The organism is Streptomyces millisiae (assembly GCF_031845425.1).
Taxonomy (GTDB): domain Bacteria; phylum Actinomycetota; class Actinomycetes; order Streptomycetales; family Streptomycetaceae; genus Streptomyces; species Streptomyces millisiae.
The window spans coordinates 23,151-48,390 of the sequence record NZ_JAVREM010000042.1 but is presented as its reverse complement, the minus strand read 5'-3'; the positions used below and the strand labels follow the sequence as shown (position 1 = coordinate 48,390).

Annotated in this window: 15 protein-coding genes; 9 read left to right on the top strand and 6 right to left on the bottom strand. The window is 69.0% G+C overall.

Annotation, left to right across the window (positions count from 1 at the left end):
- Positions 1–78 precede the first annotated feature (78 nt).
- From RNC47_RS24815 to RNC47_RS24805, 3 genes are read left to right on the top strand one after another with little or no spacing between them, the layout of a single operon-like run.
- Positions 79–5,403 (top strand): DEAD/DEAH box helicase, encoded by a 5,325-nt coding sequence (locus RNC47_RS24815; protein WP_311601781.1) that lies wholly within the window; start codon positions 79–81, stop codon positions 5,401–5,403.
- Positions 5,400–8,477: a helicase-related protein gene (locus RNC47_RS24810; protein ID WP_311601779.1), complete on the top strand. Its 3,078-nt coding sequence runs from the start codon at positions 5,400–5,402 to the stop codon at positions 8,475–8,477. Before RNC47_RS24815 ends, RNC47_RS24810 begins: the two co-directional genes overlap by 4 nt.
- Entirely contained in the window at positions 8,474–12,802 is a 4,329-nt protein-coding gene (locus RNC47_RS24805; RefSeq protein ID WP_311601778.1) for an Eco57I restriction-modification methylase domain-containing protein, read from the top strand. The genes RNC47_RS24810 and RNC47_RS24805 overlap by 4 nt, the downstream gene beginning before the upstream one ends.
- A gap of 42 nt (positions 12,803–12,844) precedes the next feature.
- Here RNC47_RS24805 and RNC47_RS24800 read toward each other — a convergent pair whose 3' ends face one another.
- Positions 12,845–13,048 carry a DUF397 domain-containing protein gene (locus tag RNC47_RS24800; RefSeq protein WP_311601777.1) on the bottom strand — a complete coding sequence of 68 codons (204 nt, stop codon included), beginning with the start codon at positions 13,046–13,048 and terminating at the stop codon, positions 12,845–12,847.
- Entirely contained in the window at positions 13,045–13,953 is a 909-nt protein-coding gene (locus tag RNC47_RS24795; RefSeq protein ID WP_311601776.1) for a helix-turn-helix domain-containing protein, read from the bottom strand. The genes RNC47_RS24800 and RNC47_RS24795 overlap by 4 nt, the downstream gene beginning before the upstream one ends.
- Positions 13,954–14,116: 163 nt before the next feature.
- Between RNC47_RS24795 and RNC47_RS24790 the strand changes: the two genes are divergently transcribed.
- Complete coding sequence (locus tag RNC47_RS24790; RefSeq protein ID WP_311601775.1) at positions 14,117–14,566, top strand: ATP-binding protein; 450 nt, start codon at positions 14,117–14,119, stop codon at positions 14,564–14,566.
- A 35-nt stretch (positions 14,567–14,601) separates the two neighbouring features.
- Here RNC47_RS24790 and RNC47_RS24785 read toward each other — a convergent pair whose 3' ends face one another.
- Positions 14,602–16,755 (bottom strand): tetratricopeptide repeat protein, encoded by a 2,154-nt coding sequence (locus tag RNC47_RS24785; RefSeq protein WP_311601774.1) that lies wholly within the window; start codon positions 16,753–16,755, stop codon positions 14,602–14,604.
- A 364-nt stretch (positions 16,756–17,119) separates the two neighbouring features.
- Between RNC47_RS24785 and RNC47_RS24780 the strand changes: the two genes are divergently transcribed.
- The 5 genes from RNC47_RS24780 to RNC47_RS24760 all read left to right on the top strand — a co-directional run bounded on the left by RNC47_RS24780 (position 17,120) and on the right by RNC47_RS24760 (position 22,372).
- Positions 17,120–17,395 (top strand): hypothetical protein, encoded by a 276-nt coding sequence (locus RNC47_RS24780; protein WP_311601773.1) that lies wholly within the window; start codon positions 17,120–17,122, stop codon positions 17,393–17,395.
- Complete coding sequence (locus RNC47_RS24775; RefSeq protein ID WP_311601772.1) at positions 17,388–18,023, top strand: DUF6879 family protein; 636 nt, start codon at positions 17,388–17,390, stop codon at positions 18,021–18,023. Before RNC47_RS24780 ends, RNC47_RS24775 begins: the two co-directional genes overlap by 8 nt.
- Before the next feature lie 66 nt (positions 18,024–18,089).
- Positions 18,090–20,261 (top strand): McrB family protein, encoded by a 2,172-nt coding sequence (locus RNC47_RS24770; protein WP_311601794.1) that lies wholly within the window; start codon positions 18,090–18,092, stop codon positions 20,259–20,261.
- The gene (locus RNC47_RS24765; protein WP_311601771.1) at positions 20,258–21,493 is read left to right on the top strand and encodes an McrC family protein; all 1,236 of its coding nucleotides are present in this window, start codon (positions 20,258–20,260) and stop codon (positions 21,491–21,493) included. The genes RNC47_RS24770 and RNC47_RS24765 overlap by 4 nt, the downstream gene beginning before the upstream one ends.
- 105 nt (positions 21,494–21,598) lie before the next feature.
- A complete protein-coding gene (locus RNC47_RS24760; RefSeq protein WP_311601770.1) occupies positions 21,599–22,372 on the top strand; it encodes an MBL fold metallo-hydrolase in 774 nt (257 codons plus the stop codon).
- Positions 22,373–22,462: 90 nt separating this feature from the next.
- Here the strand turns inward: RNC47_RS24760 and RNC47_RS24755 are convergent, their stop codons facing one another.
- Genes RNC47_RS24755 through RNC47_RS24745 form a run of 3 tightly spaced genes read right to left on the bottom strand, consistent with a single transcriptional unit; the run spans position 22,463 to position 25,232 of the window.
- A complete protein-coding gene (locus tag RNC47_RS24755; RefSeq protein ID WP_311601769.1) occupies positions 22,463–23,029 on the bottom strand; it encodes a hypothetical protein in 567 nt (188 codons plus the stop codon).
- Positions 23,026–24,876, bottom strand: a complete 1,851-nt coding sequence (locus tag RNC47_RS24750) for an alpha/beta hydrolase (RefSeq protein ID WP_311601768.1) — start codon at positions 24,874–24,876, stop codon at positions 23,026–23,028. The genes RNC47_RS24755 and RNC47_RS24750 overlap by 4 nt, the downstream gene beginning before the upstream one ends.
- A complete protein-coding gene (locus RNC47_RS24745; RefSeq protein WP_311601767.1) occupies positions 24,873–25,232 on the bottom strand; it encodes a WXG100 family type VII secretion target in 360 nt (119 codons plus the stop codon). Before RNC47_RS24745 ends, RNC47_RS24750 begins: the two co-directional genes overlap by 4 nt.
- Between the last annotated feature and the right edge of the window lie 8 nt (positions 25,233–25,240).

Sequence of the window (25,240 nt, the reverse complement as noted above, 5' to 3'; positions counted from 1 at the left end):
GCGTGAGAGCAACGAGCAGTGGGCGATGCGAACTAAGCTGTTCCGTTCCGGACTGAGAACGTGCCCAAGGGGGGCGGAATGGACGTTTTCGAGACCCATCGACGACTGATCGAGGACTACACGGCCTTCACCTCGTCACTGGTCTGGGCCCGGGACCCTCATATCCGGCGTCATCTGGAGCGTGAGCGGGACCGAAAGACCCGCTGGCCCGATCCCTTTCTCGCGCTCAATCCCAATTTCCGCCGCGGGGGCACGGTGGAGCAGCTGGTCGCGGACGGTGTGCTCCACCCCGAATGTGATCGCTACTTCCGGATCAAGCGGTCAGCGGAGGACCCGGGCGACCGGTCGTTGCCGCTCCACCAGCACCAGCTGGACGCGGTGCACGCGGCGGACGTCGGCAGGTCCTACGTCCTGACCACGGGAACCGGTTCCGGCAAGAGCGTGGCGTACATGCTGCCCATCATCAACTCGGTGCTGCGCACCCCCAACCCCGACGGCATCTCCGCGATTGTCGTCTACCCGATGAACGCCCTGGCCAACAGCCAGCACGAGGAGCTGCGGCGCTACCTGGAGTGGGGCATTCCGGAGGGCGACCGACGGGTGACGTTCGCCCGGTACACCGGGCAGGAGGGCAAGGACGAGAAGGAGGCCGTCCGTCGCGGCAAACCGGACATCCTGCTCACCAACTACGTGATGCTGGAGTACCTGCTCACCCGCCCCGAGGAGCGGAGCGAGCTGATCGGCGCCGCCCAGGGGCTGCGCTTCCTGACCCTCGACGAGCTTCACACCTATCGCGGTCGGCAGGGCGCCGACGTCGCCCTGCTGGTCCGCCGGCTGCGCGACGCGTGTGGCAACCCCGAGCTCCAGTGCATCGGCACTTCGGCGACGATCGCGCACGCCCGGACCTTCAAAGACACCCAGAAGGAAGTCGCGAAGGTCGCGTCGGAGATCTTCGGCACCCCGATCGAGTGGGAACACGTCATCGGCGAGACGGTGGAGCGTGCCACCGACCCCGGGCGCGCCGGGACGGACGCGGACCCGTCGGCCCTGGCCGATGCCGTCCGCCGAGCCGCCAGCACTCCACCACTGCTTCCGACGATCTACCGCGAGCTGGCTGAGGACTCCTTGGCCGTCTGGATCGAGAGCAACGCGGGACTGGACCGCGACCCGGAAAGCGGCCAGCTGATCCGCCGCCCACCCACCACCATCCCGGAACTCACCGCGGTCTTGAAGGCCGCGTGCGGGGAGCCTGAGGAGACCTGCCACGCCGCCATCATGGCCGGCCTCGAAGCCGGCGCGCGGGTCCGGCACCCGCAGACCGGGCGCCCCCTGTTCGCTTTCCGCCTCCACCAGTTCCTGTCCAAGGGCGACACGGTGTACGCGGGGCTCAGGCCACCCGCCGAGCGCTACCTCACCAGCCACCGGCAGATCAGCGTGCCCGAGGCCCGAGACGAGCCGCTGATCCCACTGGCCTTCTGCCGTGAATGTGGACACGACTACCTCGTGGTGACTCGCGAATCCACCGAGACCGGAGTCCGCTTCACGGCCCGCGCCGACCCGGACGCTCCCGCCCAGGCAGGTGACGGCTTCCTCTACCTCTCCGACACCGAAGAGCTCAACTGGCCCGCCGACTTCACCGAGGCCCAGCGCCGCCTGCCGGACAGCTGGGTGGAGACCGGCGCCGACGGCAACCCACGCCTGGTGGCGGCACGGGCTGGTGACCTCCCCCGCGAGGTCTGGGTCGCTCCCGACGGGACCACCCGCGCTCCGGGCGAAGGTCTGCGGGCCTGGTGGATCGCCGCGCCCTTCCGCTTCTGCCCACGCTGCCGGGTCAGCTACGAGCAGTTGCGCGTCCGCGACTTCGCGAAGCTGGCGACCTTCTCTGCCGAAGGCCGTAGCTCCGCCGTCTCCCTCGTCAGCGCCAGCGTCGTCCGCTCCCTGCGTGAGGCACCCGACCTCAGCGACCGAGCCCGCAAGTTGCTCACCTTCGTCGACAACCGCCAGGACGCCAGCCTCCAGGCGGGGCACTTCAACGACTTCGCCCAGGTGACGCAGATCCGAGGGGCGCTCTACCGCGCGGTTCGCCAGGCCCGCGACAGTGGAGGGCTGCGACACGACACCATGCCGGGCGCCCTCGCCGACGCCCTCGCCCTCCCGACGCACGCCTACGCCCAGCACCCCGAGGCGAAGTACGGACAGCTGGAGGACACCCAGGCCGCCCTGCGAGCCGCCCTCAGCTACCGCGTCTACGCCGACCTGGAGCGCGGTTGGCGCCTCACCATGCCCAACCTGGCACAGACCGGCCTGCTGCGCATCGACTACCGCTCGCTGCGCGAGATTGCCGCCGATCCGGAGTGTTGGGCGGACACCCACGAGGCGCTCGCCCTGGACGCCCCGGAACACCGCGAAGAGGTGGCTCGCTGCCTCCTCGACGAGCTCCGTCGCTCGCTGGCCATCGACGAGCCGCTGCTGACCCAGCAGGGCTTCGAGCGACTGCTCAGCGCCAGCCGCCACTATCTCGACGGCATCTGGGCGATCCCGCCCTTCGAACCGCGCACCGTCGCCAGGGAGGCATACGCCGGCAGCTCCCCCAAGGAAGGGGCGCCGCAGCACGCCGTCTACTTCGGTGGCCGCGGCGGCTTCGGCCGCTACCTGCGCCGCCCCGGCGCCTTCGAGGCCCTCCCCGGCCTGAAGGGCCGACGGCTGCCCACCGACGACGCCGACCGCGTGATCCGTGACCTCTTCCGGGTCCTGGAGCGCACCGGGCTGCTCAAGGCCGTGCGCGAGGCCGACGACGGCCGCGTCGGCTACCAGCTGAAGGCGTCCACGCTGGTGTGGCTCCCCGGCGACGGCGAGAGCGCCGAGCCGGACCCGGTGCGCAAGGTCCTCCACCCCGGGCACACCGGCCGCGTCAACCCCTTCTTCCGCGACCTGTACCGCGAGACGGCCCAGGAGCTGAGCGGCCTCGAAGGGCGCGAGCACACCGCCCAGGTCAACCCCGAGCTGCGGCTGAAGCGCGAGCAGGACTTCCGCGACGGCACCCTGCCCCTGCTCTACTGCTCGCCGACGATGGAACTGGGCGTCGACATCGCCGAACTCAACGCCGTGGCGCTGCGCAACGTCCCACCCACGCCGGCCAACTACGCCCAGCGCTCCGGCCGGGCCGGCCGCTCAGGCCAGCCCGCCCTCGTCACCACCTACTGCTCCACGGGCAGCGCCCACGACCAGTACTACTTCCGCCGCCCCCGGCTGATGGTCTCCGGCAGCGTCGTCCCACCCCGCCTCGACCTCACCAACGAGGACCTGCTCCGCTCCCATGTCCAAGCGATCTGGCTGGCCGAGGCCGAGGCCCCCCTCGGTAACCGGATGACCGAGATCATCGACATGGAGGCCACCGCCGGCCCCGGCGAACCACTCCCGCTACCCCTTGCCGCGCACCTGCGCCGCCAACTCGACAGCAACACCATCCGCCAGCGCGCCACCGCCCGGGCCACCGAGGTGCTGGCCCCCCTCAACGACCGGCTCGCGGACACCACCTGGTGGTACCCCGGGTGGGTGGCTGACACCGTGCTTGGCGCCCTCACGGCTCTCGACGAGGCGTGCGACCGCTGGCGCCGCCTGTACCGCTCCGCCCTCGGCGAGCGTAACGAACAGCATCGCCTCGTCGACGACCGATCCCTGCGCCCGGCCGAGCGACGCCGTGCCCAGGAACGCCGCTTCCAGGCGGAAAACCAGATCCGGCTGCTGTGCAACGAGGGCACCGAGGACGGCCTCACCGACTTCTACACCTACCGCTATCTCGCCTCAGAAGGCTTCCTGCCCGGCTACTCCTTTCCCCGCCTGCCGTTGGCCGCCTACATCCCCGGCCGGCGCGGTGAACCCGACGACATCCACCCCGGCGAGCGGCGCCGCCGCCGCGACGGCGCCTACATCCAGCGACCGCGGTTCATCGCCATCGGCGAGTTCGGGCCCGGAGCTCTCATCTACCACGAGGGCAGCAGATACGCGGTGGAGCGTGTGCAGATGCCCGTCAGCGAGACTCCGGGACAGATCGCCACCACCGAGGCCAAGGTCTGCGAGCAGTGCGGCTACTGGCACGACCGCCGCGACGGCGCCGACCGCTGCAAGAACCCCGGCTGCGGGGCACCGCTGGTGCGGGTCCTCGGCTCACTCATGCAACTCACCACCGTCTACGCCAACCCCCGCCGCCGCATCTCCACCGACGAGGAGGAGCGGCTGCGCTCCGGGTTCGAGCTGCGTACCACCTACCGCTTCAAGGACGGCGGTCGCCGCCCCGGCAAGCTCACCGCCCGACTCCTCCGCACCCCGGAGGAGGGCGATCCCGCCACGCCCCACCAGGTCGCCGAGCTCTCCTACGGCGACTCCGCCGAGGTGCGGGTGCTCAACATGGGTCTTCGGAAACGCCGTTTCCCGACGGACGTCGGCTTCTGGCTCGACCCCACCAGCGGTCGTTGGATCAGCGAGAGCAAGAAGACCAAACAGGACGGCTCCCAGGGCGAGGCCGCGGCCGAGGACGAGAGTTTCGACTCGTTCGACGCGGCCCGCCGCACCCTGAAGGTCCTGCCCTACGTCCAGGACAGTAAGAACATCGCCGTCCTTCGCCTCGCCGACCCGGTGGACGACGTCACCGCCACCACCCTGCGCTATGCCCTGGAACGCGGCATGGAGGCCCACTTCCAGCTCGAGGACGCCGAGCTGAACAGCGAGCCGCTGCCCGACGCCGAAGGCCGCGCCCGCATGTTCTTCGTCGAAGGCGCGGAGGGAGGGGCCGGCGTCCTCCGCCTGCTGCACGACAACCCCGAGGCCATGGCCGACGTGGCCCGCACCGCCCTGGACATCCTCCACTTCGACGAGCGCGGCAAGGACCTCGACCGCGCCGAGGGCGCCGCTGAGCGCTGCGAACTCGGCTGCTACGACTGCCTGCTGTCCTACAACAACCAGCGCCACCACTCCTTCATCGACCGCCACACGGCACTGCCCCACCTCCTGGCCCTCCTCGAATCCCGGGCCCACCCCGAGCGGCCCGTCGCGACCGACCCGGCCAGCCGGGCCGAGGAACTGCTGGCGAGGGCGGACAGCGAGACCGGCGGCGCCTTCGTAGAGTGGCTGCGGGACCGTGGCCACCGGCTGCCCGACGCCAGCGGCGAGGACGTGCCGGCGGCCCGCGCCCGGCCCGACCTGATCTACCGGCTCTCCGACGCCGACGTCGCCGTGTTCCTCGACACCCAGGGGCATGTGCCCGCCGACCTCAACGACGAGGCCGCCGAGGACCGGCTGACCGACCTCGGTTGGCTGGTGATCAGGATGACGAACCAAGCGGAGTGGGAGGACACCGTGCGCGCGTACCCGAGCGTCTTCGGCCCGGGGGAGGCTCAGCGGTGAGCCCGCTGTTCACCCCCGGCGACCTGGTGTCGGCGCGCGGCCGTGACTGGGTCGTCCTGCCCGGTACCACAGAGCACGGCATCCTGGCCCGCCCGCTCGACGGCGACGCCGAGTACGACACCCTGATCCTGCCCGCCGAGCGGCCCCGCCCCTCCGGCTTCGCCGCCCCCCGCCTGCCCGAGCGCCACAGCACCACGACGCCCCAGGGAACCGACGCTATCGGCGACTTCGCCTCAGCCCAGCTGCTGCGCACCGCGCTCCGCGTCACCGCCACCTCCAGCGCCGGCCCGTTCCGCAGCCTCTCCGGCATCGCCGTCCAGCCCCGCCAGTACCAACTCGTGCCGCTGATGCTTGCCCTGCGCATGGAGACCGTCCGGCTCCTCATCGGCGACGACGTCGGCATCGGCAAGACCGTCGAGGCCGCCCTGATCGCCAAGGAACTGCTGGAACAGGGCACCGTGACCCGGCTCTCCGTGCTGTGCTCACCAGCCCTGGCCGAGCAGTGGCAGCGCGAGCTGCGCGACAAGTTCGGCCTGGACGCCCAGCTCGTGCTGCCCTCCACCGCCGAGCGCCTGCAACGCGGCATCGAGGACGACGTGTCCCTCTTCACCCGCTACCCCTACACCGTCGTCTCCACCGACTTCATCAAGCAGAGCACCCGCCGGGGCGTCTTCCTGCGCACCTGCCCGGAGCTCCTCATCGTCGACGAGGCCCACGGCTGTGTCGGCACCGGCCCGGGACACCAGCAGCGCTACGAGCTGCTCAAGGCCCTCGCCGAGGACCCCACCCGGCACCTCATCCTCGTCACCGCCACCCCGCACAGCGGCGAGCGCACCGCCTTCGCCAAGCTCACCGGCCTCCTCAACCCCGAGCTCGCCACCCTCGACCCCACCATCCCTGGGCACCGCGACCGCCTCGCCCGCCACCTGGTGCAACGACGCCGCCGCGATGTCCGGTCCTTCCTCGGCGAGGACACGCCCTTCCCCGAGGACCGCGAGCTGCGCGAGGTGGAGTACCGCCTCGACGAGCCCTACCGACGTTTCGTCGCCGACGTCATCACCTTCGCCCGCACCCAGGTCCGGCACTCCAACGGCGAGCTGAGACAACGGATGAGTTGGTGGTCCGCGCTCGCGCTGCTCCGCTGCGTCCTCTCCTCGCCCGAAGCGGGCCACGCCACCCTGACCACCCGCGCCGCCGTGGCCGACGCGCACACCACCGAGGAGGCCGACCGGCTCGGCCGCGAGGAGATCTACGAACTCGCCGACGACGAAAGCCTGGAAGGCGTCGACGCCATCCCCGGCACCGCCCTCGACGACGACACGGCGCCGGAGACCGCGACCCGCGCGGACGCGGCCCACCGCGCCGCCCTGCGCGCCTTCGCCCGCCGGGCCAAGGACCTCGCGGACCCGGCCCACGACGCCAAGCTGCGCCTCCTCATCGAGGAGGTCAGGGCCCTGCTCGTCGACGGCTACGACCCCATCGTGTTCTGCCGCTACATCCCCACCGCCACCTACGTCCAACGCCACCTGGCCAAGGCCCTGGAGCGCCGGGCCCAGGTGACAGCCGTCACCGGCCTGATGCCGCCCGAGGCCCGCGAGGACGTCATCGCGGAGCTCGCCACCAGGCCCGGCCGCCAGGTCCTCGTCGCCACCGACTGCCTCTCCGAGGGCGTCAACCTCCAGGAACGGTTCGGCGCCGTGCTCCACTACGACCTGTCCTGGAACCCCACCCGGCACGAACAGCGCGAAGGCCGTGTCGACCGCTTCGGCCAGCGCCGCCGCCGCGTGCGCGCCGTCACCCTCTACACCCCCGACACCGGCATCGACGGCACCGTGCTCAGCGTCCTCATCCGCAAGCACCGCGCGATCGCCGACCAGACCGGCGTCGCGCTCCCCGTCCCCAAGGAAACCGCCGAGGGCGTGGTGCGCGCGCTCACCGAGAGCCTGCTGCTCCACGGCCACCAGGCCCCCGACCAACTCTCCTTCGACTTCGGCTCCGACGCCGCGCTGGGCGCCGCGCGCGACCAGCTGCACCGCGAATGGGAGAGCGCCGCCGCCCGCGAGTCCAAGGTGCCCACCAAGTTCGCGCACTCCGCACTCGACCCCGAACAGGTGCGACGCGAACTGGACGCGGTCCGCCAGGCGCTCGGCGAGCCCGGCGACATCGCCCACTTCACCCAGGAGGCACTCACCGCCGTCGGCGCTGCCGTCCGCCCGGGCACCAGTGGCTTCACCATCCAGCCCCGCACCCTGCCGCCTGGGCTCCGGCACAGCCTCGGCTACTTCGAGACCGACGACCAGGCCGCCGCCGCTGCCACCACCGGCCGGCGCGCCCCCACCCAGGCCACGACCAGGGGCGGCAGGAGCAAGGGGGGCAAGACCAGGAGCAAGACGCCCGCCGGCACCCCCGACGAACTCGCCTTCCGCCCCGACCTCCCCGTCGCCCCCGGCGAGGCCGCCCTGGTCCGCACCGACCCGGCCGTCCGCGCCATCGCCCGCTACGTCCTCGACTCGGCCCTCGACCCCACCGTCCCCGACCGCGACCGCCCCGCCCGCCGCCTCGGCGTGCTGCGCACCAGCGCCGTCCCCCGCCGCACCGTGCTGCTCCTGGTCCGCTTCCGCTTCCGGCTCACCATCCCCGGCAAGTCAACGGCCAGCGCCAAGGAGATGGTCGCCGAGGACCCCAGGGTCCTGGCCTGGCGCCGCGAGGAAACCGGGGAACTCCACTGGCTCGACGACGAGGCCACCGCCCGCCTGCTGGCCGCCGTCCCCGACAGCAACACCAACCCGCACCTGCGCGAGAGCCAGATGCGACGCGCCCTCGACGAACTCGACCGCCCCGAGGTGCGCGACCACCTCACCGCGACCAGCGGGCAGTTGGCCGAGCAGCTGACCACCGCCCACCAGCGGGTCCGGCAGGCCGCCGGCGAACGAGGCCGTAACCTGGGCGCCGCGGCGGCCCGCAGGATCACCGTGACGCCCTCCGGCGACCCCGACCTGTTGGGCGTCTACGTCTACCTGCCGCACGCCGCCGCCTCGCTCGACCACACCGCCGACAGGGGAGCCACCCGGTGACCGTACTCGCCGCCGACCAACTCGCCGCCTCGACCGCCGTCCGCCTCGAAGGCAGGCTCCTCACCCCCGACGTGCTGGCCAAGCTCACCACAGGAGACCGTGAGCTCCCGGGCTGCGCCCCCACCGACTACGGCCTCGCCCGCACCGAACGCCTCGGAGACGCCGCCGGCCGCGCCTGGCAGGCCCTGCGCGCCGCCTACCGGGCATTCCGCGACGACCTGGCCAGCCTCCCCGACGACAAGCCGGCCACCAGCCTGACCCGCAACGCCTGGCTGCGCCGCCTCTTCACCGAACTCGGCTACGGCCCGCTGACCCACGTCGGCTCACTCACCGTCCGGGTAGGCGACCAGGACAAGAAGTACGCCGTCAGCCACCGCTGGCAGGACCACCTCCCCCTGCACCTGCTGGCCTGGGGAACCGACCTCGACCGGCGCGTCGGAGCCGCCCCCTCGCCCCAGTCGCTGATGCAGGAGCTGCTGAACACGTCGAGCAAGTACCTGTGGGGCATCCTCACCAACGGCAAGAAGCTGCGGCTGCTGCGCGACTCCACCACCCTGGTCCGCTCCTCGTACGTGGAGTTCGACCTGGAGACGATCTTCGAGACCAAGCAGTACTCGGACTTCGTCCTGCTCTACGCGCTCCTGCACGCCTCCCGCTTCGAACTCGTCGCCAAGCCGGCCAAGAAGCGGCGCCGCGTGGCGGCGGAGGACGCGGAGGCCGAGGGCGCTGAGGTCACTGAGGAAGCCGGCACCGAGTCCGAAGCTGAGGTCGAGGCCGCCGACCTCCCGGCCGCCCTCACCCCCGCCGACTGCCGTATCGAATGGCTGCGCGCCCACGCCCAGGAGACCGGCACCCGCGCCCGCGACCGGCTGCGCGACCAGGTCGAACAGGCCATCAACGTCCTCGGTACCGGCTTCCTGACCGGCAACCCCGAGCTGCGGGACGCCCTCGCCCGGGGCGGCCACCAGGCGCTTGAGGAGTACCACCACGAACTGCTGCGCCTCGCCTATCAGTTGATCTTCCTCTTCGTCGCCGAGGACCGAAACGTCCTCCTCGACCCGAGCGAGGATCCACGGACGGAGGCAGCCCGCGACGCCTACACCCGCTACTTCTCGACCCGCCGCCTCCGCCGCATCGCCGCTCGCCGGCACGGCGACGGCAACACTGACCTGTGGCAGTCCCTGGTGCTGGTGCTCGACGCCCTGGGGACGGATGGTGGCGCCCCCGAACTGGCCCTGCCCGAGCTCGGCGGTCTTTATCTGCGGGCGGAGGAGGGCCTGTCCACGGCGGCCACCCTGCTCGGCTCGGCGGAGCCACTCCGGCGGGCACAGCTGCGCAACGACCACCTGCTGGCGGCCGTCCGGTTGCTTTCGCGGGTCCCGGACGCGCGGGGGCGGATGCAGCGGGTCGACTACCGGCACCTGGGCGCGGACGAGTTGGGCAGCGTCTACGAGTCGCTGCTTGAGCTGGTCCCACGGCGGGACGCCGCCAACGGTGGCTTCTACCTGCACAACCTGCCGGGCAACAAGCGCAAGACGACCGGCGCGTACTACACGCCGACGGTGTTGATCGAGAAGCTGTTGGACAACGCCCTCGACCCGGTGATCGCCCGGTTCGAGAAGGCGGGCAACGGCAACCCGCGCGAGCTGCTGAAGATCAACCTGGTGGATCCGGCGTGCGGCTCGGGACACGTGCTGGTGGCGGCGGCCCGCCGCATCGCCCTGCGGTTCGCTCAACTGGAAACGGACGATGTCGAGCCACCGGCCGAGCGGGTCCGCGAGGCCATGAGCCTGGTCGTCCGGAACTGCGTACACGGCGTCGACATCAACCCGCTGGCGGTCGAGATCGCCAAGGTCTCGCTGTGGCTTGAGTCCCTGGACCCGGGACAGCCGCTGGCCTTCCTGGACGATCGACTGAAGGTCGGCAACGCGCTGCTGGGAGTGACGCCGAAGCTGCTGGCCAAGGGCCTGCCGAACGGCGCGTTCACCGCGCTCAAGGGAGACGACAAGGCACTGGTCAACGATCTGCGCAAGCAGAACCGCATCGAGAACTCGGGTGGGACAGGACACCAGCAGACGGCCGTGTTCGAGAAGCCGATGGTCCGCATCGGCACGGCGGAGTTGCGGGTCGCGGCCGAGCAGGTGGGGAAGATCAGGCCGCGGGGCTTGCAGGACATTCGCGAACAGGCGAGGCGGCACCGGGAGTTCGAGCGGTCGCTCGACGCGATCGCCGCGAAACGGGTCGCGGACGCCTGGTGCGCGGCCTTCCTCTGGCCGAAGAACGCGGAAGCCCCGCCGGCCATCACCAGCGCCACGCTGCAACATGTTGAGCGAATGGGCATGCTGCCGGGCGTGGAGGGAGACGCCAGCGCGGGCGAGCGAGTCTTCCGCGACATCGTGGACCGCAACCGGTTCTTCCACTGGCACTTGGAGTTTCCAAGGGTTTTCCGGGTGGAGGGGGAGGAGGCACCGGACCACAACCCGGACACGGGCTGGCAGGGCGGCTTTGATTGTGTTGTGGGTAATCCGCCTTGGGAACAAGTCAAGCTATGGGAGAAGGAGTGGTTCGCTACTCGAGATGAGCGGATCTCAGACGCATTGAATGCCTCCGTGCGCAAGAGGCTGATTGCCCAACTTGAGGCGAGCGAAAGTCCGGGAGACCAAGAAACGTATGCTAGCTTTCAAGCTGCAGTACGTGAATCTTCCGGCATGACAAAGGTTCTTCGGGGCTCGGGCATTTTTCCGCTCACTGGATTCGGAGATGTCAATACCTATGCAGTTTTCTCGGAAAAGAGCAGAATGCTGCTGGGGCCACAAGGGATGTCTGGGCTCGTGGTGCCTACAGGGATTGCGACAGACAAGACCACTTCCGCGTTCTTCGGTGATCTGATCGCTCGCCGGCAAGTCGTAGCAGTCCTGGACTTTGAAAATGAGGAGAGGCTGTTTGCGGATGTGCATAATCAATATCGCTTCTGTTTCTTCGTCACCTGTGGTCCTGGGTTGCGCTATGAGCGTGTTCGACTCGCATTCCGGGCCCGTCGCCCCGATCAGCTTGAGGAACTTACCTTCTTTTTGTCGGGTGAGGACTTTGAAAGGGTGAATCCGAACACCCGTACTGCACCCGTCTGTGATGGGAGTGATTATTTGGGTATTCTGCTGAAACTTCATCGGCATCCAGTGCTCTGGCGAAAGCTAGACGATGGGCGTGATGTCAACCCTTGGCAGCTTCGATTCGAGGCCATGTTTCACATGGCTGCGGACTCCGGTCTCTTTCAGACAGCGGCGCAACTTGCTGCTGATGGGTGGAGCCTGAATGGTGCGGTTTTCGAGCGCTCCGGTGAGAGAGCGCTTCCTCTCTTTGAGGGGAAAATGGTGCATCACTATGACTCGCGTTTTGCCACCTACGAAAATGCCACGGAAGCGCAGTTGAACAAGGGAACTCTGCCTCGTCTAGGTGTAAGCGATCACGCCAATCCCGGTCGTACATCGCTGCCGCGCTACTGGGTGCGTGAGGAGCATGTCGAGAAGCGGCTCGGTGGCGCACAGGGAAAAGGGCGAGCGGAGTGGGTTCACGGGTGGATGCTCGGGAGAAGAAATGTTTGTCGTGCCTCTGATGAGCGGACCCTGATTCTGTCGGTTCTCCCGCGTGCGGCTGCTGGGGATAAGCTGCCTTTGATCCTTCCGGGTAGGCGGCCAGACTTGCTCCTTGCCTGTCTGAGCTCGCGAATTCTCGATTTTGCTGTCAGACAGAAGCATGCGGGCATCTCGCTGTCTTATTTTGTTGTCGAACAACTTCCAGTACTCACGCCGGAATTTTATCGTCAACCTGTTTCGTGGCTTGCTTCTCTCGCTCCAGACCTATGGATCAGAGATCGAGTCCTGGAGCTCACCTATACTTCATACGACTTGAGCTCTTGGGCGCGTGATCTGGGGGATGATGGGGCGCCGTTCATCTGGGATGAAGAACGACGTTTCATTATGCAAGCCGAGTTGGACGCCGCTTACGCTCATTTCTATGAGCTATCTGAAGAAGAAGTTGCGCTTATCTTGGATAGCTTCCGCGCTTTTCGCAACACCAAGCCCGAGCTATTTGAGCGAACGAGGGAAGAGATCCTGCTCATTTATGGTGCCATGCGTCAAGCAGCCCGGGCAGGGGCAGCTTATGTGCACCCCAAATTGGATCCGGCGCCCGCTCATGGTGTGCGTCATCCGCCGGGCAGTAGCTCCCTCACCCTATCTCGCTCGGGGGGCGGCACCCCTGAAGATAACGGCTTGTTCAAAATGTCGGAAATAGGTGCCGACGAACAGCTTGGGCTATGGGCATGACCGCTGGGCCCGTCCGTGTGCGCCGGACGGGCCCGTGTTGAATCACTCGTGGAGTTGGCCGATGAAAGTCGCCCAGGAAGCAGGTGTGAGGGCGAGCTGTGGGCCGAACATGCTCTTGGAATCGCGAATGTGCACCCTGTCGGGGCCAGCGGCAACCTCGACGCAGTCGCCGCCCTGGCTGCTGCTGTAGCTGCTCTTGAACCAGGTGAGATCCGAAGTTTCGTCACGGGACCGTGCGTTGATCATTGTTCTCCCAGCAGCTTCTCGATGTAGCGCATCGACTCCCGGGGGTTGAGAGCCTGCGCCCGGATAGTCTCATACTGCTGGCTGATGTTGCGCACAACGTCAGGCTGGGTGCGCAATGCGCTGATGTCCTGCGCCTCGACATAGACGGCCATCGGTTCATTCTCGGCGCGCAGCAGGATCAGAGGGCCGGCGTCACCGGCGTGTTCCTCTCGGTCGGTCGGCATGATCTGGATGTCCATGTTGCGCTGCTGCCCCACCTGCAGCAGGCGTCGCCTCTGGCCGTCCAGAATGGCTCGTCCGCCATACGGCCGGTGCAGGACCACCTCCTCGATCACGAAGCTCATTGTCGGCGCCGGCTTCCGCGTCAGGATGTCCTGCCTGATCTTCCTCGCCGCTACGTGCTCCTCGATGCTCTCGTCGTCCAGCGCGGGCCGCCGCATCCGGTAGAGCGCCCGGGCGTAATCCTCCGTCTGAAGCAACCCAGGAACCACCTGGTTCTGGTACGAGTGATACTCGACCGCCGTCTCCTCCAGCTTGGCGACGCCCCGGAAGAACGCGGGGAGGCGGGCCTTCGCCACCTCCTTCTTGGCTCCCTTCAACAGGCCACCCGCGCGCAGCACGGTGTCCGCCTGGTCCAGGAAGTCCGGCCCGGGGGGCCGTCGTCGGCCCTGTTCGACGGAGGCGATGGTGTGTGCGCTGTAGCCCATGCGCGCGCCGAAGGTCTCGCGGTCCATCTCCGCGCTCTGCCGCAGGGACTTCAGCAGCGCACCAACCAGCTTGAAGACGTTGGGGCCTGGATCGCCTGTGTCCAACTGCTCCTCGGACTCCTCCTCCTGCTCTTCCTCCGGTTCCCGCTCTCGCTCCAACTCCGGGTCCAGACGCTGTCCGTCCTCGTCTGCCGTCATGGTCGGCCTGCCTTTCCTCGCCCGCGCATGGTGGGTCGTCATCTCACTGGCGCGGCGTCCTACCCACCCAACGAGTACGTCTCACCAAGCGTGCGCGTACAACAACGCGTTGTACGCGCGAAGTCGTGGAAATCGCAATTCGAACGTCGCGAAGCTGTCCTCCATGCACGCAACACGGCGGAACCCGAACAACTCCGAACAACCCCTCTGCTCGGCCGAGTTCGCCATACTCTTCTCCTCCACCCCGCGCGGCGCCCGGCTCGCCAGGCTGCTGACCGTTGAGCGCCTGAACGCCTGGGGCATCCCGTACGGCTGCACCCACTCCGACACCCTCGCCGTCCTGGTCGCCGAACTGGCCACCAACGCCGTCTGCCACGGAAAGGTTCACGGCCGTGACTTCCGGCTCCGGATGGTCCTGGGCGGCGGCCTGGTGCGCGTCGAGGTGTCCGATGCCAGAGGCGAGGCGCGTCCCGTCCCTCATGAGCCGGATCCCGAGAGCGGATCGGGCCGCGGGCTGCTCCTGGTGGAGGCGCTGGCCGCACGCTGGGGCGTGACGGATCGCCCGCCCGGCAAGACGGTCTGGTGCGAGTACGAGCTGACCAGCCGACGTTGAGCGTTCACGTCCCTCACGGGCCGACGCCGAACGCGTCAGCCAGGCGGCTCCGGCGGACGCCACCGGCCGCTCCGCAGCTCGTCCAACAGGTCGCGGCTCGCCCGCGTGAACGGGTGGTCGGTGCCCAACCCGACCTCCCGTCTGCGCACGACGTCGGCCATCAGGTCGACGCCGGCCTCAAGCCGGCCGAGCGCGGCCTGGGTGCGTGCCCGCAGCTGTTGGGCCGACAGCGCGACGGGGTAGTCGGGGCCGAAGCGGCGTCGGTACTCCTCGAGGACCGACGCGATGCCGGCGTCGGCCGTCTCGTAGCGGCCCAGCAGGTACGTGGCCCACGCGTGGTTGTGCCGGGCGCCCAGCGTCACGATGTGGTCGGGCCCCAGGTGCCGCGCGCAGTCCTGGGGCAACGTCAGCACCGCCGCGTTGGCTGGCGCGGCGAGTTCGGCGGCGGACAGGAGGACCAGCAGGCTGCTGCGGGACCGGAGGGTGAGGGCATGGCCGGGGCCGAGCGTCGCCTCCCGGCCGGCCACGGTGCGCCGCAGCAGCGCCAGGGCCTCCTCACGCCGGCCGAGGTTGCCGAGCACCAGTTGAAGGCCGTGCGCGCTGTCCAGGGTGTCCGGGTCGTCGGGGCCGAAGAGCCGCTTCTGGCTGGTGTGCACCCGGTCCAACAGCTCATGCGCCTCGGCGTAGCGGCCCAGTCGGAAGAGGGCCCGGCCAGCGCGGGAGCGCGCGGCCAGCACGAGACGATGGTCCGCGCCGAGCGTTAGCTCGGCCTGGTCGCCGGCGGTCTGGGCCGTCTCCCAGGCGGACAGGTAGTCGCCGGTGCGGTAGAGCGCCGTGGCGAGCCGCGTGGCGAGGGCCAACAGATCGGCGGCGATCGCCTCATCCCGGACGTGCCGGAGCATGCCGAGAACGTGCGGGGCGAGCAGCCGAAGCCGTGGATTGTATGGACCGGCGTCGGGGATGTCCGGCACGGCGGCGTCGAGCAGCGCGGCCGCTGTCGTGTCGAGCGCGGAGACGCGCTCGGGCGGCGTGGTCGCGGCGACGCTGTCGAGCAGGACGGCGTGACCCTGGACGCACCGCACGTCCGCCTCGGCGTCGACCAACTCGGCGAGGGAGTGGTCGAGCAGCACCCGCAGCGCCGTCTCAACCCGGGCGCGGGGCAGAGCCCCGTCGATCTCCCGGTGGTTGAGCAGAGAGAGCGGCAGCGGTTGGGGGGCCAGCCGGGCCAGCAGCCGCAACAGGGCCGTCGCCTCCGGGAGTCCGCGGCTCTCGAAGGAGTCGAGGGCGAACTGCCAGGTCTGACCGACCAGATGCCGGGGATCCTCATCGGCCAAAGGGTCGGCTCCCTGGTCTATCAGCTCGACGGGACTCTCCTCGTCGAGGCGGCGCCCGTAGACGTCCAACGTCCACGGGACGATGATCTGATGGGCCAGGAAGCCACCGGCCAGGGTGAGCGCGAGTGGCAGGCGCCCGAGGCGGTCCGCGACCTCCGCCGCCTGCTCCAACGTCCCACTCTCCGGAGCCAGGTCGCACAGCACACGCGCGGCGTCCTCACGGGGCAGCACACCGATGTGCTGCAACTCGGCCCCCGGCCACCAGCGGGCCGCCGACCTCCGGGTGGTGACCACGACGGTGCCGCGGGGGCTGGTACGCAGCCACTGGCCGTCACGGAAGATCGTCGGATCGTCGGCGTTGTCCAGCACGAGCAGCCACGGTTCGGCGGATCGGTCGAGGTGATCCCACACCAGGTCGGCGGCGGGGCGGAAACCGTTGCGAGCGGCGAGGAGTTCACCTTCGCCCGCCCCACGGTCAGCGGCCACGGCGAGCATGCCGGCTCGCAGACTGGCCCGGTTCGCGGCGTTGACCCACAGCCCCACCCGGCCGGCCTCCGCGGTGGCGTACTGGAAGAACGCCCAGGCGACGGCCGTCTTCCCGCAGCCGCCCATGCCGTGCAGGACGTGCACCTCACCACCGGGGCGCGACTCGACGCTCTCCCGCAGCCTGCCCAGCACCTCGGCTCGGTCCCGCAGGATCACGGGAGCCCTGCTGACCAGGGGGCGGCGCACGGAGTCGGGGCCGGCGGAGTCCTCGGCCGCGCCAGCGTGATGATGGTGGTGATGGTGTTCGCTGATGTGCTGATCGCCCTGGGACTGGTAAACGCGGCCCTCGTCCTCGGCTCGGCCGTCCATGGGGCCCTTCATCCCTGGCTGCTGGTGAATAACGGTGCTCCAGTGCCGCCTGCGAACTGAGTGAGCGTTGGATTCACTGTTTCCCCCGAATGGTATTGCCCAGCTTGTCAATGATAGATCAGATAAGTCATACGATGTCGCTCGTGGCTTTGGTCGCGGCTCACGGCGAGGCATTGATACCCGGTTGATCGCCGAGTGGCAAGGCAGTTCGCTCGCAGGGCCCGAAAATCGGCCACGATGGGAGTGTGTTGTGCGCCCTGACGTGCTTCCTCGCGCCGGGTCGCGGCGTCGACACATGGGGTGGCGAGTGCTATGGTCGCGCCGTTGTGACGCATTCGGAGAGGCGTCAGAGGAGGCGGGGATCGTGAACAAGCCCAGGCCATGGGAAGCCGACCCGGAGACGAGCTTCGCGAAGCGGCTCGGCAAGTCAGCGAAAGAATTAGGGCACACCACGGACACCCCGGACTGCCCTGATATCTGGGAACTCTCCAACGGAGACATCGCCGTGATTGGTCGGGATCTCACGGACTCCCTCGGCGGGCGGCTCCCCTCCGGCGTTTCTATCGGAGACGACGAGCGGCTCGTCGTGATTCCCCGGAGCATGCTGATCGCGGCAAGGCCGGATATCCCCCATGTTTGACTCGTTCCCGAGCGGCCCGGTCACCAGACTCGACCGCCAGAAGTACCATGCGGACTTCTACCGAATCCAGAGCAGCGGCATCCGCCAGCTTCGGAAGCTCGAGCGCGGCCAGCATTTCGCCGAACGCGGATTCGCCAGCTGGGAGGCGTTTCAGCGAGGAGAATGGGAAGAAGCGCTCTCGCTGATCGAGGAAAGGCGACACATCTACGCCCAGCAGATCAGAGAGAACGCCGAGCGCGGAATCAGACAGCGCCGCCTCCGCGTCGTCGAGTTCCCCGTCACCCCCTACGTGCAGTGGGAGCTGCACGTGCTGCGCGTGCGCGTTGAGGTGGGGGACGATATCAGGGCCATTGACGCCCGGGACATCGCGAGCGTCGAACGGGACCGCCCGGTTCCCGAAATGGTGATTCTCGGGGACACGGTCCTGTACGAGGTGATCTACGACGACCAGGGCAACGCCGACGGGGCCAACCGCTTCACCGACCGCGCGCTCATCGAGGAGGCCGCCGCCGGTTTCGACGCGCTCTTCGCGCGCGGCGAGGCGCTCCCCGACTTCGTCGACCGCAAGATCGCCCCTCTTCCCCCGCCCTCCGTGGACGTCACGGCGGGCCGCGCACCGGGCTCCTGACCTCCAGAGCGCGATCCCCGGGAGCCAACCGCACTGTCAGTCCCCGGGGATACGCTTCCGGCTGTGATGTCTGTGACAGTGCGCGATGTCCGAGCCCGGGCGGCATATCAGGCCCTCCGGGTCCTCGCCGAGCAGCCTGACGGCCAGGGCCTGCCCTTCCGTCAGCTCTGGCCGCGAGTGCGCGCCGCCGATCCAGAGCTGGAGCGGGACTGGGAGCTGGCCGCCCCCGCCGACGCCCAACCCCTCCCCGTGCGTCTCCGGTACGACAGCATCAACTTCGGCTCGGGCTGGCTCCGCAAGGAGGCCGGCAAATGGTGGATCACCGGCGCCGGACGCCTGGCCCTCAGGGCGTTTCCCGAGCCAGGCCCGTTCTTCTCGGAAGCGATGGCCCGCTACGGCTACTGGCGCGAGCACCAGCAGGCGTTCAGCGAGGCGGCCCTCCTGCTCAAAGAGCTCGATGGGCAGTGGGTCGCCCTGCCAGACCTGGCGACCCACTGCGGCCTCGACGAGGGAGCCCTCGCCGAGTGGCTCCAGGGACAGCGCCCCCAGGGGTGGCATCTCGCGCTCACAGCCAGGGGAGAGGTGCCGCGTGACGTCGGCCTGTGGCCGGCGGACAAGGACGCCTGGCGAAGGCGGCTGAGCGAGGCCGGGCTGTTTGACGAGTCGGCCTCCAGCGTGGACGTGATCCGGGTGCTCTCTGACCGACGCCTGCCACGGGAGGAGGTGGCGGCGGCCGTCGAGGGGATGGCGGATCTCGCGACCGAGGCCCGCCCGCGCCGCGCCTGGCTGATCAGGGGCGAGGAGGACGGCCGGCGGCTCATCCGCTCCCGCTGGGCCGAGGAGAGCATCTGCTCCCTGTCGGCCTCCCGGCTGCCGCACCTGTCCGCCGGAGCCAGCCTGGAGACCGTGCAGGAGGTCGTCAACGAGGCGTACTCGGCGCGCAGCGGCGCCGACCGGGCGGGAATCGCCGCCGAGTTCCACACCTTCCTCTCCCGGATGCGGGAGGGCGACATCGTGGTCGCCACCGACCGGACCAAGGTCTACGTGGGCACCGTCCGGGGGCCGGCGCGGCAGCGGCAGGACCCGCACGGCAGGCCAGAGCTCCAGCGGCCCATCACCTGGCGCAACCTGGAGGCCCCCCTGGACTTCTTCGAGGAGCTGCCCGCCGGCCTGACGACCCTCCTGTCCGACCCCGACGCCAACCTGGTCGACCTCTCCGACTACCTCGGCGACCTCGAGTCCCGGCTCGGTGAGGCGCCCGAGCAGCCGACCACCCCCACGGGCCCGCCCGAACTACCGGACGCCACACCGGAGCTCGCCCGCAGGCTGTGCATGCCGGAAGACTCCGACTGGCTCCAGCAGTGCGTGGAACTGCTGCGCGACAAGCCGCAGTTGATCTTCAGCGGCCCGCCAGGCACCGGCAAGACGTACACGGCCCTCGCGCTCGCCGAGCACCTGACCGGAGGAAACCCGGAGAACACCACGCTCGTGCAGTTCCACCCGGCCTACTCCTACGAGGACTTCTTCGAGGGATTCCGCCCCCGAACCGCCGCGGCCTCGCAGCGCTCGGGCGCCGCCGACAAGGCAGAAAGGGCGGGCCTCGCCTTCGACCTCGTGCCCGGGCCGTTCAAGCGGCTCGCCAAGGCGGCCCAGGATCACCCCGCTCAGACCTATGTGCTGGTCATCGACGAGATCAACAGGGGCAACCTGGCCAAGATCTTCGGCGAGCTGTACTTCCTCCTGGAATACCGAGACCGGTCCGTGCGGCTGCTCTACGGATCCGACGGCGACCGAGGCTTCTACCTCCCGCGCAACCTCTACATCCTCGCCACCATGAACAGCGCCGACCGCTCCATCGCCCTCATGGACCAGGCGATGCGCCGCCGCTTCTCGTTCCGGGAGCTGCACCCGAACCACCCACCGGTCGATACGGCGCTGCGGATCTGGCTGGAACAGCAAGGGCTTCCCCAGCACGCGTTCACGCTGCTCAACCAGCTGAACGAGCTGATCAGCCAAACACCAGCCGGCGACGAGGACTTCCGGATAGGGCCGTCGTACTTCATGCGGCGGGAGGCACACGCGTCATCGCGCGCCCTGCGCCGCGTGTGGGAGGCCCAGATCCTGCCCGCCCTCACCGAATACCACTGGGGAGACACCACCGATGTCGCCGAGCGATACGCGCTGGACGCGGTGGCGGCACAGGCCAAGGTCACCCTCGCCGAGCTGGACCAGACGTGACCAGGGCCCACGCCCGCGTCCTTCCGCTCCGCGAGGGAAAGAAGGCGACCGAACACACCCTCACCAACGGCCAGGCCAAACTCCTGGGCGACTCCCGGCTCGTTGACATCAGCCCGGCCGCCGGCGACAACCGGTGGCAGGTCCGGGCGCGAACCAACAGCCCCAAGGTGGGCGCCGTCCGCCTGGGACGGGGAGCCGACGCGATCGAGCTGCGCATCGCTCCCAAGATCGCCGTCGACCGAGTGATGTTCCTGCTCGGCTACGCCAGCGAACACGCCGACTGGCAGGCCGAGCCCGTCCAGGCAGCCGTCCGTGACGATCTCCTCCCGATCGTCGCCGACGCCTTCCTGCGCGGCGCGGAGCGCGCACTGCGGCCCGGAGTGCTCTTCGGCTACCGCCAGACCGAAGCGACCCTGCCCATGCTGCGCGGCCGGCTGCGCGCCGCCGACCAGCTGCGGCGCCACCCCGGGCTGCCACTCCCGCTCGAAGTGACCTATGACGAGCACACTCCCGACATCCCGGAGAACCAGCTGCTGCTCGGGGCGGCCAGAAGGCTGCTGCGGCTGCCCGGGCTCAGCGCCGCCACCCGCACCGGGCTGCGGAGGCTCGTGGCCGGCCTGCACGGCGTCACGCCGCCCGCGCCCGGCGTGCCACCCCCGGCCTGGACCGCCAGTCGGCTCAACGACCGCTATGGACCAGCACTCGGCCTCGCCGAACTCGTTCTGCGCGGCGGCTCCTACGAGCTGGACGACGGCCGCCGCGTTCAGGTCGACGGGCTCTTACTGGACATGGCCAAGATCTTCGAAACCTTTCTCTGCCGGACCCTGGCCGAAGCCCTGCGCGAACGCACCGGCGGCGTGACCAAGCTCGACCACCGCAAGAATCCCCGACACCACCTCGACACCGGCAAGCGCCACGCGCTGTGGCCGGACCTGGTGCACTATCTCCCCGGCGATGGTCCGGATTTGCGCCCGGTCCTGGTGGTCGACGCCAAGTACAAGGACAAGACGGCATCCGACGACCTATACCAGATGCTGGCCTACTGCCTCCGCCTCGGCGTTGACACCGGCCACCTCGTCCGGGTTGCCGGGGCGCCAGACACCATCACCATCCCGCTCGGCACCGACGAGATCCGCGTGCGGCAGCATGTCCTGGACCTGGACGCACCGCCCCACCGGCTGCGGCAGTTCGTCGCCGCCCTCGCGGACGAGTTGTCGCAGACGAAGACGTGACAGGACGGCGGCCCGGGCACGGCCCAATCCGGCGGTTGCCCGGCTGGCGACCTTCCCTCGGTCGCCTGGCGCGTCGGCCGCGTTACACGCCCTTAGACTCCGCGAATGACCAGCCAAACCTTCCAACTCACTGTCCTGGGTTCCGCGACGCCGTACGCGAGAGTGGACAACCCGTGCTCCGGCTATCTCGTCTCCAGCGGCGACACCCGGATCTGGGTGGACGCGGGCAGCGGCACACTGGCCCAGCTGCAATGGCACACCCGGCTGGAAGACCTGGACGCCATCTGGATCTCGCACCTGCACGCCGACCACAGCGCGGACCTGCTCACCGCCTACTACGCCTTCCTCTTCGCAGACGTGCGACTCACCGCACCCATACCCCTCTACGGCCCGCCGGGCATCGCCGACCGGCTGGCCCACTACCTGACCAACACGTCGACCCGCAGCCCGGTCGAATCCGCCTTCGACATCCACGAGCTGTACGACGGCCGTCAGGTCCAGGTCGGCGAACTGACCCTGACCAGCCGGGAGGTGGCGCACGGCATCCCCGCGTTTGCCCTGCGCGCCGAGGCCGGAGACCGGTCGCTGGTCTACTCAGGGGACACCGCCCCGTGCGTCGGCCTCACCGAACTGGCCGAAGGCTGCGACGTGCTGTTGTGCGAGGCCGAGAGCGCCGGGGCGCCGACCGGCGGAGAGCCTCAGGTCCACCACACCCCGGAAGACACCGGCGAAACCGCCCGCGCGGCACGCGCGGCCCGGCTGATCGTCACTCACGTCGGCCCCACCCTCACCACCCAACAGGCGGTGGCCCGCGCGTCGAGCCGCTACGACGGCCCTGTCGACTACGCCACCTCCGGAGCCGTCTTCACGATCGGTTAGCCACAGTGATGGCCGGCCGTCCGTGCCCCGACCGCGAGGCCGGCTACCTGGCAGGACAGCCTGCTGCGAGCACCGGCTGTAGCCAGGGTGTCAGAACTCCCCGCGTGGGCTTTCGCCTTCGGGGGTGCTGAAGCAGGCGGAGACGAGAGTGACGACCAGGAGAGGAGCGTCGCTGTGCTGGCCTTCGAGTTGGATGTTCGCGGCATATTCGACGTCCGCGTTCTCAAAAAGGACGCGGGGTGAACGCTCAGCGTTGTTGAGCTCGCCGTCCTCGATAATTGTCCAGCCTTCTTGGGGGAGTTCCATCCGAAGGCGGTCCATCCCTGCGGCGAGCGACTCACCGGACGTCTCAGAGATGGACCAGGAATGTCGGATCTTGTACAGGCGTTCCTTCTCTGGATCCTCCTCGCATGTGGTGACGCGAGGCCCGGGCTCGGACACCCTGCCTTGGACGCCCGAGAGGTCCAGAATGGTGCTGGAAAGGTCGCGTGCGCCAGCTCGGGCATCCTCGACCGACCGTACCGTGGGGGAAGGAGTTGCTCCTCCGCTCTGCGGGTCATCCACGCTGGCACACCCCACGGAGGCGGCGGACAACACGAGTGGAACGGCGATGAACGCCCTCGCCCTTGCGTGCCATGTTGACATGCCCTTCGTCATTCCAGTTCCACCCGGTCGTATTGCCCCAAAGCTACGCGCGCTTGATTCTGCAGGCTGACGGAAGATTCGCCGTTCTCGTCGACGTCCCAGTACGCGCCGTGGCCATCGGAGTCCGTGGTCATGATGTTTGCACCGAAGCTCTCCATCGAGGGCACCTGTGGGAGGACCTCCACGTCGAGGTAGGGCAGGCCGATTCTGCTCATCTCAACGTCCATGTCGATGGCGTCACCGCCCAGGAAAGACGCTCCAAATAAAGGTACGTAATCGTCCCTTGTGCTGGCCGCCATGGACCAAGTGTGTCCCTTTCCGACGCCGAGTTCTTGTGCACTGTTGACGAGCATGCCGGGGCTCCCCGCAACGATGATGTCGTCGGCGCGGAAGGCGTCGTGCTGGGAGGCAGCACCGATGACGGTACTTCCGTAGCTGTGCCCGATCACGGTGGTGTGCGCGATTTCCTGTCTCTGATGTGATGCGTGAATACCGTCCATGAAGTTCGCCAGAGCCGGAGCAGCTTCATAGGCGTAGGAGGGAGACGAGGCGTCCGGCAGGAGTCCGTCGCCCTCGCCGAAAGGGATCGCATTGTTGGGTGCGTCGTAACCGAGCCAGGTGATAGTGGATACGCTCTGCCCGCCTGCACGGAGTTCCATCTCCTGCCACAGGTCAGTCATCCGCGTGATGTCGCCCTCGATCCCAGGCAGGTCGGCGCTGGTTCCCGGCACGTAGACCGCTGTGTAGTCCGCAGTGTCAGGGTTGCCGTTGGCGATGATGGCGCGGCCGTCGGCTTCGGTGCTGAGGCCGAGGAGGTAGGCCTCGGGTAGGCCTTCGACCCCGGTTTGGTCGAGGCGGGCCTGGATACTGTTGAGGCCGCCCAACACGGCTTCGAGGCGTTCTCGCTCCGCGTTCCACGCGGGCCACTCGGGGGAGCGGATCTCGCCGTCCGTGAACACGCCTCTTCGGTGGACGCCTGCCTCGTCGACCGTCAGTGGTTCGTTTGCCAGGTGCTGGGCCAACTGGTCACTGATCCGTGCGTACTCCATTTCCAGCAGGCCGCGGTTCGCCATGTCGCGGACTTCGGCGGGGAGGCCGTCCAAGGCACCGATGCGCTCCGGGAAGAGGGCGAGGAGTGCGTCGCGTTCCCGTTGCTCCAGGCCGGCCCACCAGTCGCGGTTCTCGGTCGGCGTCTGGCCCTCGGGGATGCGGGAGGCGTCCAGTACGTCGTCCATCGCCCCGGTGACGGCCGCCGTGTCGGCGGCGGCGTCGGCCCACATGGCGCGGGTGACATCCAAGCGGTCAGTGGTCTCCAGTTCGGCCAGTGTGCGGGCGTACTCCGCGTCCACCGCGTTGGCTTCGGTCAGGATGTCGGCGATGCGGCTGGCGAGGCGTTGCGCCTCCGTCTGGTGTGGGTTGGCGTAGGCGTCGAGGGACGGGTGCGCGAGTGTGGTGGCGGTCGCTGTGCCGCCGGAGGCGGTGCCAGTGTCACGTTCGACCGCCGGATAGGTGACGCTACCGTCGTCGCCGACCTGGTAGCCGTATTCGGCGGCCTCGTCCAGGACGGCGCGGAGGCGGCGCTGTGCCTCGCCGAGCTCATGGGTGAGCCCGTTGAGCGCCGTTTCGACCAGGCCGCACTCGACGCGGGTGTATTCGAAGTTGTCGGCGAGCTGGGTGAGTTGCGTGACGACCTCGGTGGCTGCCTCGCCCTCTTGGGCATTGGCGCGGACGGCCGCCAGCATCTGGCGGTCGACCAGCTCCCAGGCGTCGCGGGCCGTGCGGCTGGCGAGACCCCAGTGGCTGGCCTGGACCGGTAGTCGTGCGAGGTGGAGGTCGCGTAGCAGCGGGAGGGTGATCACCGGGCCCCCTCCTGCTGGGGCTGGGTCCAGTCGGGGAGCTGGGTGGCGCGTTCCATGGACTGCCGGGCGTCCTCCTCCGTGGCGTCGAAGTCGGCGGCGGCGCTGGTGAGGCCGGCTGCCAGGCCGTCGCAACGTTGCTGTACCGTCGTTAGCCGTTCTGCCCAGCTGTCCCGCACCCGCCGCAGCGCGGTGGCGGAGGCGAGTCCGTCAAGCGCGCGCAGCGGGTCGTCGGCTTCGGCGCGGAGGGTGCGCTGGGTGGTGTCCAGCCGGTCGACGAGTGTGGTGGCTTGGACGGCGAGTTCTCGTAGCAGCGCTGGATCGACGCGGAGATCGGCGCCGGTCTCACTGGGTCCCAATGGATGTT